Origin of the sequence: Curtobacterium sp. NPDC087082, from assembly GCF_044745045.1 — a bacterium.
Classification (GTDB): Bacteria; Actinomycetota; Actinomycetes; order Actinomycetales; family Microbacteriaceae; genus Curtobacterium.
Map to the genome: position 1 here is coordinate 1 of NZ_JBIUZN010000010.1, position 14,842 is coordinate 14,842.

At 72.9% G+C, this 14,842-nt stretch carries 9 protein-coding genes, 1 tRNA gene and 1 rRNA gene; 2 read left to right on the forward strand and 9 right to left on the reverse strand.

All coding sequences use genetic code 11. The features are described from left to right. Positions 1-319: 319 nt before the first annotated feature. The 5 genes from ACIPEP_RS18165 to ACIPEP_RS18185 form a co-directional block, all read right to left on the reverse strand. Complete coding sequence (locus ACIPEP_RS18165; protein ID WP_402718047.1) at positions 320-2,221, reverse strand: discoidin domain-containing protein; 1,902 nt, start codon at positions 2,219-2,221, stop codon at positions 320-322. A 42-nt stretch (positions 2,222-2,263) separates the two neighbouring features. Beyond that, the gene (locus tag ACIPEP_RS18170; protein WP_070416441.1) at positions 2,264-3,238 is read right to left on the reverse strand and encodes a glycosyltransferase family 2 protein; all 975 of its coding nucleotides are present in this window, start codon (positions 3,236-3,238) and stop codon (positions 2,264-2,266) included. Further along, entirely contained in the window at positions 3,235-4,065 is an 831-nt protein-coding gene (locus tag ACIPEP_RS18175) for a glycosyltransferase family 2 protein (protein ID WP_083294974.1), read from the reverse strand. Before ACIPEP_RS18175 ends, ACIPEP_RS18170 begins: the two co-directional genes overlap by 4 nt. 274 nt (positions 4,066-4,339) lie before the next feature. Continuing rightward, complete coding sequence (locus tag ACIPEP_RS18180; RefSeq protein ID WP_402718048.1) at positions 4,340-7,036, reverse strand: alpha/beta fold hydrolase; 2,697 nt, start codon at positions 7,034-7,036, stop codon at positions 4,340-4,342. 207 nt (positions 7,037-7,243) lie between these two features. Next, entirely contained in the window at positions 7,244-8,584 is a 1,341-nt protein-coding gene (locus ACIPEP_RS18185; protein WP_402718049.1) for a glycosyltransferase family 2 protein, read from the reverse strand. A 294-nt stretch (positions 8,585-8,878) separates the two neighbouring features. Between ACIPEP_RS18185 and ACIPEP_RS18190 the strand changes: the two genes are divergently transcribed. Both ACIPEP_RS18190 and ACIPEP_RS18195 read left to right on the forward strand, forming a co-directional pair. Beyond that, on the forward strand, positions 8,879-11,059 hold the full coding sequence (locus tag ACIPEP_RS18190; protein ID WP_402718050.1) for a hypothetical protein: 2,181 nt from the start codon (positions 8,879-8,881) through the stop codon (positions 11,057-11,059). 19 nt (positions 11,060-11,078) lie between these two features. Next, positions 11,079-11,933 (forward strand): glycoside hydrolase family 16 protein, encoded by an 855-nt coding sequence (locus tag ACIPEP_RS18195; RefSeq protein ID WP_402718051.1) that lies wholly within the window; start codon positions 11,079-11,081, stop codon positions 11,931-11,933. 140 nt (positions 11,934-12,073) lie between these two features. On the opposite strand, the gene ACIPEP_RS18200 is transcribed toward ACIPEP_RS18195, so the two are convergent. The 4 genes from ACIPEP_RS18200 to rrf all read right to left on the reverse strand — a co-directional run. Then, positions 12,074-12,145, reverse strand: a tRNA-Gln gene (locus tag ACIPEP_RS18200). A 44-nt stretch (positions 12,146-12,189) separates the two neighbouring features. Continuing rightward, positions 12,190-13,149: an NAD(P)/FAD-dependent oxidoreductase gene (locus ACIPEP_RS18205; protein WP_402718052.1), complete on the reverse strand. Its 960-nt coding sequence runs from the start codon at positions 13,147-13,149 to the stop codon at positions 12,190-12,192. A gap of 1 nt (position 13,150) precedes the next feature. Continuing rightward, positions 13,151-14,638: a glutamate--tRNA ligase gene (gene gltX / locus ACIPEP_RS18210; RefSeq protein WP_402718053.1), complete on the reverse strand. Its 1,488-nt coding sequence runs from the start codon at positions 14,636-14,638 to the stop codon at positions 13,151-13,153. A 117-nt stretch (positions 14,639-14,755) separates the two neighbouring features. Beyond that, positions 14,756-14,842 (reverse strand): 5S ribosomal RNA (gene rrf / locus ACIPEP_RS18215); the annotation flags it as partial.

The window sequence follows — 14,842 nt, forward strand, 5'->3', positions numbered from 1 at the left end:
GCCCGGGCCCCCCCCCCGCCGCCCCCGCGCCCCCCCCCCCCGCGGGGGGGCGGGCGGGGGGGCGGGGGCCCCCCCGCCCCCGCGCCTCCCGTCCGCCACGTGGTCACGCTGACGGCGACGGTCACCCGCGGCGGCGAGCGCCGCACCAGCGTGCGAGGTCGCGCGCACGGTGGGACGCCTCGCGGGCCGCACCGCACGCGGAACCTCGCACGCTGCGCCCGCGACCCGCGACGCGCGCGGACGCGCGGACGCGCGGACGCCGGACGGGAGGCGCGGTGCCCACCGGCACCGCGCCTCCCGTCCGTCGAGTGCTCCCGGGTCAGCCGGTGAACGCCCGGAACTCGGCCAGGCCGACGTTCCGCGTGCTCGCCGACACCCCGGTGACGGTGAACCGGACCCACGTGACGTTGCGCGCCGAGAAGTCCACCGTGAGCGGCGACGCGTCGTTCGGGAGTGTCCCGACCGCCACCTGACTGCCGTCGGAGAACGTCAGGGTGCCGCTCGTGACCTGGTCGTCGCCGTTCGGTCGGTCGTACAGGACGACCCGGCTCAACGCCTTCGACGAGGACCAGTCGAGCTGCAACCAGACACCAGTCGTGCCCCAGGGAGCGACCCACTCGGCGGTCGTGTTGTCGGGGTAGCCGCTGATGACCCCGTCGATCGCCTTGGCGGCGGTCTGCCCGGTCGAGGTGTCGTCCCACGCCGCGGTGGCGGTCGCCGAGCCCGTGACGTCGGTCGCGCCCCCGGGCGTCGGCGTCGGCGTCGGGGTCGGGGTCGGGGTCGGGGTGGGCGTGGGCGTCGGGGTCGGGGTCGGCGTCGTGGTGCCCGGGGCGAACGTCCGGATCTCCGCCAGGCCGACGTTGCGCGTCGTCGCGCTGACGCCGGTGACGGTGAACTTCACCCAGCTGACCTGCCGCGACGAGTAGGTGACGCGGGTGAACGCGCCGCCGTTGTCGAGCGTCGGCACGGCGACGCTGCTCCCGTCGGAGAACGTCAGCGTGCCGGCCGTGACCTGGTCGTCGGCGTTCGGACGGTCCGCGAGGTCCACGGCGCCGAGCGTCACCGGGCTCGACCACGCGAGCTGCAGCCACGAACCGGTGCCGCCCCCGCGGGTCGCCCACTCGGCGGTCGGCGCGTCGGGGTAGCCGCTCGCGACCCCGTCGACGGCCTTCACGGCGGTCTGTCCGTCCGCGGGGTTCTCGCTGCTCGCGGTGACGGCCGCACCGGCGGTCACGTCGGCTCCGACGGACCCACCCGAACCGGTGCCCGGGTCGGTGGGCGTCTGCGTGCCGACCGTGTACTCACGGCTGAGCCACGAGCCTTCGGGACGCGACGAGCACGACGCCACCGAGGCGCAGGTCTCGGCGTCGTACGCGGAGTAGGCGAAGAACGCGTTCCCCTTCGCCTGCGTCTGCGCCGCGGTGAGGTTCGAGGGCTTGTCCGCGATCGGGTACCCCATGTACCCGGTGAGCGTGCTCGCCGTCGTGAGCTGCTGCTGCGCCGACTTCGTGAGGTACGCGACGGTGTGGTGGTCGCTGTGGTCGCCGTCGCCGTAGGTGCCGACGTGGTCGAGGGTGTGCACCTCCTGCGGCCCGTACCCGTTCATCAGCGCGAGCACGGTGGCCTGGAGCTGGGCGAGCGTGTAGGTGGTCCCGTAGGTCGCACCGGAGACCGTGCTCATGCTCGTGATCGAGCGCTGGTAGAGCTTCTGCAGGCTCTGGTACCGGGTAGCGGCGAACCCGGAGCCGTCGATGTTGCCGTCCGGCAGCTGCAGGTAGACCAGGCTGAGCCGTGGGTCCGCCGTCAGGGTGCGCGTCACGAGGGTCTTGCCACCGGCGCTGACCGAGCCCGAGGTCCAGGCGTTCGTGACGCCGGCGAGGTTCGCGTAGGCGGCCTCGAGGCCCGTCTGCCGGCCCTTCCAGTACGTGGCGGACTTGCCCGCGTCCCCGGCGGTGACGATGACCGAGCGGACGCACTTGTCCGCGTCGATGTCCTTGCGGAGCTCGGTGCCCTCGAACAGCAGGTCGTCGTCGGCGTGCGCGACGACGGTGAGGACCTTCCCCGCGCTGCAGTCCGCGGTGGTCGCCGCACCGGCGCTCGACGGCGCGAGGAGGCTCGGCGCCGAGACGGTGGCGCCCGTGATGACCGCTGCCGCGACCGCGAGTGCCACCTTCCAACGGCGTCGGATGGTGGCACTCGGGGTCGGGGCGTCTCGCTGCATGTCGTCTTCTGTGCGTGGGTGGGTCGGGTGGGTGGGTGTCGGTCAGGGAGCGCCGACGGGCTGCTGCACGGGCGCGGACACCGGGGCGGGTGCACGGACCACGACGGTGCCGAAGACACGGCCGACGGCGTAGCCGAACACGGTCGAGACCGCCGAGGTCACGATCGCCAGGGCACGGAGGCCCCCACCGCGACCGAGGGCCCCGAGCTCGCGGAGCACCGCGCCGGGCAGGACCCGGGTGAGGTACGTCGACTCGCTCGAGAGCGAGTCACGGGCACCGACCCGGCGGCTCAGCACGGCCTTCGAGATGCCCTCGTAGTAGCTCCGGCGTCGCAGGTACCGCATCGTGACGCGGTCCGGGGAGACCCGGTGCGAGACGTTCGAGCGCGGCTCGAAGCGGATGCGGGCGCCGGGACGGATCCGGGCGATGCGGATGCAGAGCTCGGTCTCCTCGCACCCCAGCGGGTGGTTGCCGACGCGACCGATGCCGGAGCGGAAGCCGCCGGCGGCGAGCACGACGTCACGGTGGAAGGCCATGCTCGACCCGATGACGTTGCGGACGTCCGCGGACGTGGTGGGGAGGCCGGTGTAGCTGCAGCCGACGATCCAGAGCAGCTCGTCCGGGTAGGGCCCGGCGCCGGTCGCGGTCGGCCACGACGGGGTCGCCCGGCCGCCGACACCGACGACGTCGGGCAGCTCGAGCGCCTCGACGAGGTGCATCAGCCAGTCCGGGTCAGCGGTCGCGTCGTCGTCCAGGAAGGCGACGACGTCGGCCTCGGTGAGTGCGACGCCGGTGTTGCGCGCACCCGAGAGGCCGCGGTCCTCGGCGTTCTCGACGACGCGGAGCTCCGGCCAGCGGGCGGCCGCACGGCGGAACAGCTCCGGCTCGTGGTCGATGACGACGATCACCTCGGTCGCGTCGGGCTGGCGCTTCGCCGACTCGACCGCGTCCTGCAGGTCACCCCAGCGCTGCTGCGTGTAGGCGCAGATGACGACGGCGACCGTCGCGACGCTCACGCCGCTTCCTCGTCCATCGCCGGCACGGCGGCCGGGACCACGAGGCCCGAGACCGGGGTCGGCATGAGGCGCATGCGGGCCTTGGCCTCGCGGGCACGACGACGCTCGTGCATGATCGACTTCAGGACACGGATGCCGTCGCTGACCGCGTTGAGGTTGCTGGTGCCGTGCACGCGGAGCTTCTCGTGGCTCGGCACCTCGGTGATCGCGAACTCCGCGGCGGACCAGCGGCAGGTCAGGATCGTCTCGATCTCGAAGCCGTCACCCCAGCGCATCGAGCCGTCGGTCGGCTGCGGGAGCGTCGACGACAGGAGCCCGATCGTCGGCAGCGTGTCCGCCCAGAAGGCGTTGTAGCCGTAGCAGAGGTCGGTGTACCGCGCACGGAGCAGCACGTTGGAGATCATGTTGAGGCCCTTGTTGCCGAGGCCGCGGATGATCGTGATGTCGTCGCTGCCGCCACCGGGTGCGTAGCGGGAGCCCTTCGCGACGTCGGCACCGTCGACGAGCGCCTGCACGAAGCGCGGGATCTCGGCGGCGTCGGCGGAGCAGTCGGCGTCGAACATGACGACGACGTCGCCGGTCACGGCCTCGAAGCCGCAGGCGAGCGCGTTGCCCTTGCCCTTGCGGGTCTGCTGCACGACCTTGATCGTCGGCATGAGGCGCTGCGCCGTCGCGATGGTGTCGTCCACCGAGTTGCCGTCGACGAGGATCACCTCGTAGACGGGCGGGAGCTGCGGGAGGATGATCTCGAGGTTGCGGGCCTCGTTCCTCGCGGGGATGACGACCGAGACGCGGGGGTCTCGGGGTCGGACGGTGCTGGCGGACATGGTGCTCCTGTCGGGTTCAGGCTGCATGCGGGAGTGGTCGAGGGAGGACCCGGCGCTGGGTGGGCGTCGGAACGGGGGTACACCGTTCCCTGGGCTTGGACCAACCATCGTCCGGCGGACGGGGCTGGTCAATGCGGGTGGGCACTGGTTGCGGACCCCCGAGTGCGGATACGGAAACCCGCAAGCCGCGGCCGGGTGGCGTGTCGGCACGCACGAGGGCCCTGGAGGCGCGGGACGGGCCCGCCACGCGCCTCCAGGGCCCTCGCTGGTCACGTCAGGGACGCGACTCGTGCGTCGTGAAGGCGGCGCGCAACGCGGTCGCCAGCTCGGCGACGTGCGGCTCGCGGAGGAGCGAGCTGTGCTCGCTCTCGATGCGCACCGTGGTGGTCGCACCGCGGAGCACGTCGTTCCAGCCGTCCACGTCGGGGTTGCCGTCGGCGAGCACGAACGTCGCCGTGCCGTCGTAGGGCGAGGGCGTGTGCCGCCGCGTCACGATCGTGGCCTGGTCGAAGAGGGCGTCGAAGTCCTTCTGCCCGCCGTAGCGGAGGACGCCGGCACCGTAGGCGCGGACGCGCTTGGCGAATTCCTCGCCCACCGGCACGCCGGCGGGCAGGATGCGCTTCGCCGCCCGGTCGAGCCCGCGCTTGAGTGCTCGGAGCGCCGGGTTGCGCACCGGGCTCTCCGCCATCCGGCCGAAGTGCAGCTGCGCCTGCTCGGTGCTGCTGCGCGGCAGGTAGCTGTCCAGGATCGCGACGTGCTCGACCCGCTCGCCGCCCTCGGTGAGGAGCTTCGCCACCTCGAGGGCGACCAGGCCGCCGAGGGAGTGCCCGACGAGCAGGTACGGGCCGCGGGGCTGGACGATGCGCATGAGCTCGACGGTGCGCCGCGCGGTGCGCTGGATGCTCCAGTCCGGGATCGCCCGTCGCTCGAGACCGTGCTGCTGGAAGGCGTACACGTCGTGCTCGGGCAGGTAGCGGGACAGCGGCAGGAACGTCAGGCCGAGGGCTCCGGCCCCGCTGAGGCAGAACACGGGCGGGCGCCCGGGGACGCGGGCCTCGGAGACCTTGACGACGTCGGGGTGGCTCGGCAGGGACTTCGCCCCCGAGCGCACCCGTCGGGCGAAGGCGCGCAGGGTGGGCTGTTCGAGGAGCTCCGACGCGCGGAGGTCGACGCCGAGCCGGGCCTGCACGATCGCGAGCATCTCCTCGGCGGAGAGCGAGTCGCCGCCGAGCGCGGTGAAGTCCTCGTCGAGGTGCACGCCGCGGAGTCCGAGCACCTCGGCCCAGATCTGCCCGACGACGAGCTCCCACTGGTCGTACTCGCCCTCGACCATCTCGACCTCGAGCGACGGCGCACCGGGCAGCTTCGCCCGGTCGACCTTGCCGCGCTCGTTGCGCGGCAGTTCGGGCATCGGGACGATCGCCGCCGGCACCATGTACTCGGGCAGCTTCGCCCGCAGTGCGCGACGCAGGGCCGCCGGCGCCGGGGTGCGGCGACCGGGACGGCCGACGACGTAGGCGACGAGGCGCGTGACGGCGGGCGGGTCGACGAGGGCGGTGACGACGACGTCGTGCACGTCCTCGACGGCACGGAGCGCCGCCTCGACCTCGCTCGGCTCGACGAGGTACCCGCGGACCTTCACGGCGTCGTCGTCGCGGCCGAGCAGGACCAGGCAGCCGTCCTCCTCGACGCGGGCGAGGTCGCCCTGGCGCCACAGCGGGGTGCCGTCCTCGTCGACGGAGAGGTGCTCGCTGGTCTTCTCGGGCGCGCCCCAGTAGCCGGCGGTCATGCCGTCTCCGATGACCACGAGCTGGCCGGTCTCCCCCGTCGCGGCGGCGGTGCCGTCCTCGCGGAGGACCCGGGCGGTCTTGCCCGGCGGCACGTACCCGGCCGGCACGACGCCGTTCGGGACGGCGTCGTCCGGACCGACCGGGAAGTACGAGACCGCCCCCATCTCGCTCGACCCGAACCCGTTCCAGAGGACCGTGCGGGCGCCGAGGACCGGGCGTGCGGCGTGCACGTCGGTGCCGGTGATCGGCTCGCCGACCGTCATGACGAGTCGGAGTCCGGCGAGCGCGGGGTGCAGGTCCGTGCCGCGGTCGCGCACGGTGGAGACGACCGACCGGAGCAGGTGCGGCGTGCAGACCACGGCGGTGACGTGCTCGGCGGCCATGCCCTCGAGGAGTCGCTCGGTCCCGAGGTCGCGTGCGTCGAGCAGGACCGCGGCGGCCCCGCTCAGCATGCTGTCGAGCGTGGTGAGGATGCCGGCGGCGAAGGACAGCGGCAGCACGACGCCCACGAGGTCGCCCGGGCGGTAGTCGGCGCTCCAGGCACTCTGCTCGGTGTTCCGGAGGAGCTGTCGGTGCGTCATCGCGACGCCCTTCGGCAGGCCCGTGGAGCCCGAGGTGAAGACGATCGCGGCGGGGTCGGTGCCACCGGGGCGGGCGGTCGCTGCGGTGCCGGTGCCGGTCGCGGTGCCGGCGGGGGTCGCGCTGCCGGTCGCGGCCTGCTCGGTGCTCGTCGCGATGAGGGCGTCGAGGTCGTGCACGGTGCCGTCCGGGCCGAGGACCGCGGCGGCGAGGTCCGCACGGGTGTCGTCGGCGAGCACCTCGGCGATCCCCGCGAGCGTGACGACGTGCTGCAGGCGCGCCTCGGGCAGGTGGTCGTCGAGCACGACGATCGTCCGCCCGGCGGCGATCAGCGCGAGCATGCCCACCACGGTCTCGGTCGTGTGCCCGGCCATGATCCCCACCGGGACCGACGCGCCGGTGCGCTCGGGTCCGACGCCGGCGCCGGTGCGGTCGTCGGGCCGGAGGACCTCGGTGAGCCGTGCGGCGAGCGCCCGGACCGTCCGGTCCGTCTCGGCGAACGTGCGGGCGGTCCCGGCACCGGCGAGCGCCGGGGACTCGGGGAACGCTGCGACGACGCGCGTCCACCGGTCGAGGACCGAGAGGTCGTCGGATGCCGGCACGGCCGGTTCGACCGTCCGGTGACGCGCTGTCGGGTGTGTCGGACGCATTGCTTCTCCCCTGGGTCGTGCGGGCCGGTGGTGCGCTGCTGGTGCTTGGAGGACGGTAAGCCGACCGGACGCCCGCGATCGAGGGGCCGGGGACCGCCGTGCGGGGAACCTGCGGTTTGGCGCATCCTCGCGATCCGCCGTGGATCCCCGGTGACGGACCTATCGGTTCGCTGTGCGCTCGCGGGCGCGGACGGTGCGGCGGGACCGCCCGTAGCGGAGCACACCACGCCCGACGGCCAGGAGCTCGACCCAGCGCATCCGTCCGACCTCGCGGAGGAACGCGGCGTCGTCGAGCGGCGCGTCCGCGGTGCCGACGGCGACCGGTGCCGCTGCCGGGGTGACGGCCGGCTCGGCGGCGGTGCCCGAGACGAGGTGGCGCACGGCCCGCGGGGCGCGCTGCAGCGCCATCCCGAGCGTGCGGGGGTGCAGGGCGATCTTCGTGAGCCAGGCCCCGAGTCCGGTGCCGTAGCCCTCCGCCTGCTTCCGGAGCGCCGCTAGGTCCGCACGGTGCCGGTGCCAGACCAGCGCCGCGGGTTCGACGACGAGCGCGGCGCCCGAGAGCACGACGCGCGAGAACATGTCGATGTCCTCGCCGCCGCCGGTGACCGTGCCGACGCCGAGTGCCTCGTCGAAGCCGCCGAGGTCGGTGATCGCCGACCGCCGCATCGCGAAGTTCGCACCCGTGCCGTAGTCACCGACCGCGAACGGGAAGAGCGGCCGGTCGACGGGCGGTGCCGACAGGCGGTGCACGCGCGGCACGAGGTTGCGCGACCAGGTCACCCGTTCGTCGAAGTACCGCTGCGTGGGGGTGCGGAGCTCACCGCTGGCGACGAGTCCGCTGACGCAGACGACGTCGTCCCCGCGGGAGAACCCCGAGGCGACGGCACGGAGCCACGCCCGGTCGACCACGACGTCGTCGTCCGTGAAGGCGACGATCTCGTGCCGCGCGGCCAGGACGCCGGCGTTGCGTGCGCTCGAGAGGCCCGGGACGGGTTCGCGGACGTACCGCACGCGGTCGTCGTCGAGGGCCTCGACGAGTTCGCGCGTCGACTCGTCGGAGGGCGCGTTGTCGACGATGACGACCTCGAAGTCGGGGTGGTCCAGGGCGAGCAGCGAGTCGAGGGCGGCGCCGAGCTGGTCGGCGCGGTCACGGGTGCACAGGACGACGGAGGTGCTCGGCAGGCGGACCGGGATCGGCGGCTGCGGGACGGCGGGCAGGGCGGCGACGGCGGCACGGAGCGCGGCGACCTCGATCGTCTCGTCGGACACCGGCAGGTCGACGAACCCGAGGGGGGCCACGCCGTCGCGGACGAGGAGCCTGGCCGACCGGTGGCCGGCGGCGTCGTGCAGCCCCACCGTGCCGGCGTCGTCCCCGGGGACCTCGGCGAGGTCGACGGCACCGACCCACACGGCACCGCCCCAGGTGGGGTCGACGGCGCTCGACATCGGGCGGGCGAGCTCGACGCGGGGCGGGAGCGAGCGCTGGATGGTGTCGGTCATGGGAGAGCCTGTCTCGTGTCGGGGGACGTGCGCGGTCGCAGCCGGCCATCCCACCGTCGCTGCGGGGACGGCGGGGGTCAACGAGCAGGCGGAACCGTGCGGTTTCTCCTCGCACGACGGCCGCCACGCGTGCGTGATCCCGCAATGCCGCAGGCCCTCCGCACTTCCCGGTGACCGCTCTCCCGTGCGCCCTCGGCCCCCGGTTACCGTCGTGACACCCGCAAGGCCGCTGCCAGTCGCCGGCCCAGACCCGAAGGGACGCTCGATGCGTCAGTCGATCGCGGTGGTCGAGCAGTGACCGCCACCACGACCCCCACCAGGATGTCGCTCCGCCACGGAACCCGCGTGCTGCCGACCTCACCGGTGCCGTCCCTCGTCGCCGCGGGTCTCGGTTTCGCCGGAGCCGCCCTCATCGCGGCCGACGCGTCCGGTCCGCTCCGCACGGCCGTCGTGCTCGTCGCGCTGTTGGTCGTCCCGGGTCTGCCGGTGGTCCGGCTGCTCGGGCTCCGCGAGCCGATCGGGCGCGCCGGACTCGTCGTCGCGTCCAGTGCCGCGATCGACGCGATCCTCGGGCTCGCGATGGTCTGGACGGGGCAGTGGGTCCCGCTGCCCGCCGCCGGGCTCCTCCTGCTCGTCGCCGGGTGGGTGTCGCTCGGCCAGGGCGTCCAGACCGCACGCACCGCGCCCCGGTCGGCCCGCACGCGGTCGGCCCTGCCGACCGCTGTCCTGGTCCGCACCGTCGCCGCGTCGGGCGTCCTCGTCACCGGAGCCGCGCTCTGGGCGGTGGGTGTCGCGCGGACGGACTCGACCGGACTGGGCGAGTGGGGCCTCCTGGCTGCACTGCCCGCGGTCTGGTGGGCCGGCGCCGCCCTGGTGTTCGTCGTCGCCCTGGTGACGCTCGTCGACCGTCGCCACCACGTGGTGGTCCGCGCGGTGTCCTCCGGCGTCCTCCTGCTCGTCATGTACGGCACCTCGAACCTGATCGCCGCCGAGCCCCGACCGCCGTGGGTGTTCAAGCACATCGCGGTGACCGCGTACATCCTGCAGCACGGCGCCGTCGACCCGTCGATCGACATCTACAACCGCTGGCCCGGGTTCTTCAGCTTCAGCGCGTTCATCGGCGCCGCCACCGGCACGCTCGACGCGGCGGACCCGGTGCGCTGGACGGAACTCGCGTTCGCCCTCGCCGACGGGGCGCTCGTCCTCGGGATCGCACGGGCACTCGGTGCGAACGGCCGCTGGGCGTACGTCGCCGCGGTCCTGTTCAGCGCCGCGAACTGGGTCGGGCAGGACTACTACTCCCCGCAGGCGTTCGCGTTCTTCCTGTTCCTCGCGGCGGTCCTCGTCGCGCTGACCGTCCTCCGTGGCAAGCCCAACGTGATCGGGCGGTGGAGCGCGACCCTGACCGGCCGGCTGCTCCGTGCCCGCCGCTCCCCCGTGGCCGAGGCGGTCGCCACGCCGACGCGGGCCGCCGTGGTCGCGGCGGTGGCGCTCGTCGTCGTCCTGCAGTTCGTCATCACGGCCTCGCACCAGCTGACCCCGTTCGTGGTCGTCGCCGCGTTCGTGCCGCTCCTCGTGCTCGGCTTCCTCCGCCCCTGGTGGCTCGCCGTCCCGCTGACGCTGCTCCCCTTGCTCTACCTCGTGCCGAACCTCGACTACATCCAGGAGAAGTTCGGTCTCACCACCGGCTTCGACCCGGTGAGCAACGTCACCGCCGCGTCGACGTCGATCGCCATCCCGTCGATCGCGACGACACTGCAGTCCCGCGCGGTCCTCGGGATCACGGCACTCGTCGCCGTGTGCGCCGTCATCGGACTCGTCCGGATGGTCCGCGGTGGGCACGCCCGACGCGCCCTCGTGGTGCTCTGGCTGGCGGCCTGCCCGATCGTGCTCGTGCTCGGGCAGAGCTACGGCGGCGAGGCGAAGTTCCGCGTCGTCCTCTTCTCCGCGCCGTTCCTGGCGATCGCAGCCGTCCACGCCTTCCACGGCCGCCGACTCCGCATCGCCGCCACGGCCCTGGTGCTGACCGTGACCACCGCGCTGTTCCTCGGTGCCACGTTCCAGACCGAGCAGGCGAACCAGACCGCACCGGCCGACGTGGCCGCGGCGAAGTGGCTCGACGGCCGGTTCCAGGCGGACGACACCCTCACGACCGTCGGCAGCTTCCCGTCGATCATCGGCGGGAACTACGAGAACTTCCTCCGCCACTGGGGCCAGGTCGACTCGCTGCAGAGCGAGGCCGCGTGGTTCCCGAAGGGCATGACGGCCGACGACCTCACCGGTGTCCTGCAGGACCGCGACCAGGGCGGACACTCCTGGCTCGTGTTCTCGGCGGCGCAGCGAGCCGACGCCGTCACCCGCGGGACGCTCACCGGCGCGCAGATCGACGCCATCGAGCGGTCCGTGGCCGACGAGGGCACCCTCCGCTACGACCGCGACGGGGTCCGGATCTACGAGGTGCGCGATGCAGCATGAGCCCGGGGCACGTCACCGGATGACCACCCGGCGATCCTTCCTGCGCCGCGGCGCGACGTTCGCCGGCATCGCGGGGGTCGCCGTGGTCGCCGGCACCACGGCCGTCGTGCTGCCCACGCGTGCCGGTGACTCGACCGCCCGCGCCGAACGCATGCCCACCGGGGCGCTCGAGTCCGAGGGAACGCGGTGGGTCCCCTACCTCGCGCAGGACTTCGACCTCGACGCCGCGCTCGGCGAACTCCTCGCGGTGTACCCGCGGATGGCGGAGTACAGCGGGATGCGGGACACGTCGGGCAAGGGGCTCTACTCCCCCGACCAGGTGGTGTCGGTGCACGACTCGGTGCTCGACTTCCACCTCCGCAGCAACGGGTCCCAGCCCCTCGTGGCGACGGTCCTCCCCGCCGGCTACCGGGCGTACACGCACCAGCGCGTCTCGATCCGGTACCGCGCCGACGAGGTCCCCGGCTACAAGTTCGTCATGATCCTCTGGCCGCTGTCCGGCGACTGGAACGAGGGCGAGATCGACTGGCCCGAGGGCGACCTCACCGGCGACGTCCGCCCGGTGTCGGCGATCCCGGGCAGCTACGACCCCACGACCGAGGCGATGACGTTCCTGCCCGAGGACCCGACGGTGGTGTCCGGCGGGCAGACCGACTGGCACGTCGCGACCGTCGAGTGGACCGCCGACGCGGTGCGCTTCTACTGGGACGACGAGCTGCTCGAGACCGTCACGGGCGCGGTGCCCACGACGCCGATGCGCGTGACGCTGCAGGCGGAGACGATCATCCACGACGCCGAGGTGCCGGCCGACGCATCCGGGCACGTGCTCGTGGACTGGGTGGTCGCGTACCGGAAGAGCAGGGTGCAGTCCTGACCTGATCGGCCGCCCTGGCGTGTCGGGCCGTCGCCGTGTCGGGCTGTGGCCTGGCGGTTCGTCGCCTGGCGTGTCACGCGGCTTCTGCGCCGGAAACGGAACAAGCCCCCGGGAGATCCCGGGGGCTTGTTCTACGAGTGCTGGGGTACCTGGACTCGAACCAAGAACGACGGTACCAGAAACCGCTGTGTTGCCAATTACACCATACCCCAAAGGCCCGGAGGCCTTCGGTCCCGGTTGCCCGGGGCACGATCAACTACTGTACAGCATCCCGGAGGTCCGTGAGACCACCGACGAGATCCCGGTGCACCGCGGCGGCCGTGACCGCCCCGTGGCCGGCCGCCACGATCAGCTGTTCCGGTCCGGGCGGCGTCACGTCGCCCACGGCGTACAGCCCGGGCACGCTCGTCCGTCCGGAGCGGTCGACCACGACGAGCCCCTCGGCGTCGCGGCGGAGGTCCGCGTCGACCCAGTCCAGGTCGGCGTGCCACCGGGGCCGGACGAACCCGCCCGTCCGCGGCTCCACGTGCCCGTCTGCGAGGCGGACGCCGGTCATCCCGGAGCGGTCCCCCTCGAGGTCCGCCACGGCCCGCTCGTCGACGCGCACGCCCGCTGCGGCCAGGCGGGCACGGCCGGCGTCGTCGAGCGGCGCGATGCCGTTCGTGTACACGATGAGGTCGTCCGCCCACGCCGCGAGCAGCAGGGCGCGATCGACGACGTCGTCCGTCTCGCAGAGGAACGCCAACGGCTCGCCAGCCTTCTCGTAGGCATCGCACTCGACGCAGCTGTGCACCGCGGTGCCGTAGAACGCGCGGAGCATCGGGAGCGCCGGGAACTCCTCGCGCAGGCCCGTCGCGAGCACGACGGCACGGGCCGTCGCCTCGACCTCGGTGCCGCGCCAGGCACCGTGCACGAGCCACCGGTCGCCCTCCGGCGCGATCCGGTCCACGACCGTCTGCACGACCGTGGCCTCGGCGTAGGCCTCGACCTCTGCGCGCCCGAGCTTCCGGAGCTCGAGGGGTGAGACACCGTCGCGTGTCAGGAACCCGTGCGACCGCAGCGTGGCGGCGTTCCGGGGGCGGTTGGCGTCCACGAGGAGTACGGTGCGCTTCGCACGGACCAGGTTGAGGGCGGCACTGAGCCCGGCCGGGCCGGCACCGACGACGACGACGTCGACCGTCAGCCGCTCGGCCGCGTCACCCTGCCGTTCGGCCACGTCAGCGGTCCGCGAGGCGACGCAGGCGCGTGACGGTGGACTCCTTGCCCAGGATCTCCATCGACTCGAACAGCGGCGGGCTGATCCGTCGACCGGACACCGCGACGCGCAGCGGACCGAACGCCACGCGGGGCTTCAGGCCGAGACCGTCGATGAGCGCCGCACGGAGCGCGCCCTCGATCGAGGCCGTCGTCCAGTCGTCGAGCGGCTCGAGCGCGGCGATGCTCGCGCGGAGCACGTCACCGGCGTCGGCCTTGAGGGTCCCCAGGGCGTCCTCGTCGATCTCGAGCGCGTCGTCCGACGTGAAGAGGAACGCCAGGAGCCCCGGTGCCTCGCCGAGGAGCTGCATGCGCTCCTGGACGAGCGGCGCCGCCTTCGTGAGGACCTCGAGCTGCTCCGGCGTCACCGGATCCGACACGATGCCCGACAGGTACGGCAGCAGCCGCCCGCGGAAGTCGTCGGCGTCCAGCAGGCGGATGTGGTCGCCGTTGATCGCCTCTGCCTTCTTGTGGTCGAAGCGCGCGGGGTTCGGGTTGACGTCGGAGACCTCGAACGCCTGGACCATCTCGTCGACCGTGAACACGTCGCGGTCCGGACCGATCGACCACCCGAGCAGCGCGAGGTAGTTGACGAGCCCCTCGGGGATCATCCCGGCGGCACGGTGGTGGAACAGGTTCGACTCGGGGTCGCGCTTCGAGAGCTTCTTGTTGCCCTCCCCCATGACGTACGGCAGGTGCCCGAACACCGGGATGAACTCGGCGAGACCGACCTCGTACAGCGCCTCGTACAGGGCGATCTGGCGCGGCGTCGACGACAGGAGGTCCTCGCCGCGGAGCACGTGCGTCACGCCCATCAGCGCGTCGTCCACCGGGTTGGTGAACGTGTACAGCGGCTTGCCGTTCGGGCGGACGACCACGAAGTCCGGGAAGGTGCCCTGCTTGAAGGTGATCTCACCGCGCACGAGGTCCTCGAAGCTCAGGTCACGGTCGGGCACGCGCAGCCGCAGTGCCGGCTCACGCCCCTGGTCGCGGAAGGCCTGACGCTCGGCGTCAGTGAGGTCGCGCTCGTGGTTGTCGTAGCCCTGCTTCGGGTCACGCCCGGCGGCCTTGTTGCGGGCCTCCATCTCCTCGTGGGTAACGAAGGACTCGTAGACGTGTCCGGAGGCCTTGAGCTTCGCGATGACGTCCTCGTAGACGTCCGTCCGCTCGGACTGCCGGTACGGACCGTGCGGGCCGCCGGCCTCGACGCCCTCGTCCCAGTCGAGCCGGAGCCAGCGCAGTGCCTCGAGGATCTGCTGGTACGACTCCTCGCTGTCACGGGCGGCGTCGGTGTCCTCGATGCGGAAGACGAGCTTGCCGCCGGTGTGCCGCGCGTACGCCCAGTTGAACAGCGCAGTACGGATGAGTCCGACGTGCGGCGTCCCCGTCGGGCTCGGGCAGAAGCGGACACGGACATCGGAACCGGAAGCGGTGGTGAATGGCGCAGTCATGACACGACGATCCTACCGGCCCGGCACCGACCGCCACGAGAGGCTGTGGAGGACCCGCGAACGCAGAAAACCCCTGACCACGTGGTGGTCAGGGGTTCCCTGGTGTTGCAACGTTGAGTCCGGCGGCGTCCTACTCTCCCACAAGGTCCCCCTTGCAGTACCATCGGCGCTGAGAGGCTTAGCTTCCGGGTTCGGAATGTGACC

Bases quoted from the DNA above. Each gene is read 5' to 3' on its own strand.
- ACIPEP_RS18185 (WP_402718049.1), bottom strand. From the start codon at position 8,584: ATGACCGACACCATCCAGCGCTCGCTCCCGCCCCGCGTCGAGCTCGCC.
- ACIPEP_RS18165 (WP_402718047.1), bottom strand. From the start codon at position 2,221: ATGCAGCGAGACGCCCCGACCCCGAGTGCCACCATCCGACGCCGTTGG.
- ACIPEP_RS18175 (WP_083294974.1), bottom strand. From the start codon at position 4,065: ATGTCCGCCAGCACCGTCCGACCCCGAGACCCCCGCGTCTCGGTCGTC.
- gltX (WP_402718053.1), bottom strand. From the start codon at position 14,638: ATGACTGCGCCATTCACCACCGCTTCCGGTTCCGATGTCCGTGTCCGC.
- ACIPEP_RS18195 (WP_402718051.1), top strand. From the start codon at position 11,079: ATGACCACCCGGCGATCCTTCCTGCGCCGCGGCGCGACGTTCGCCGGC.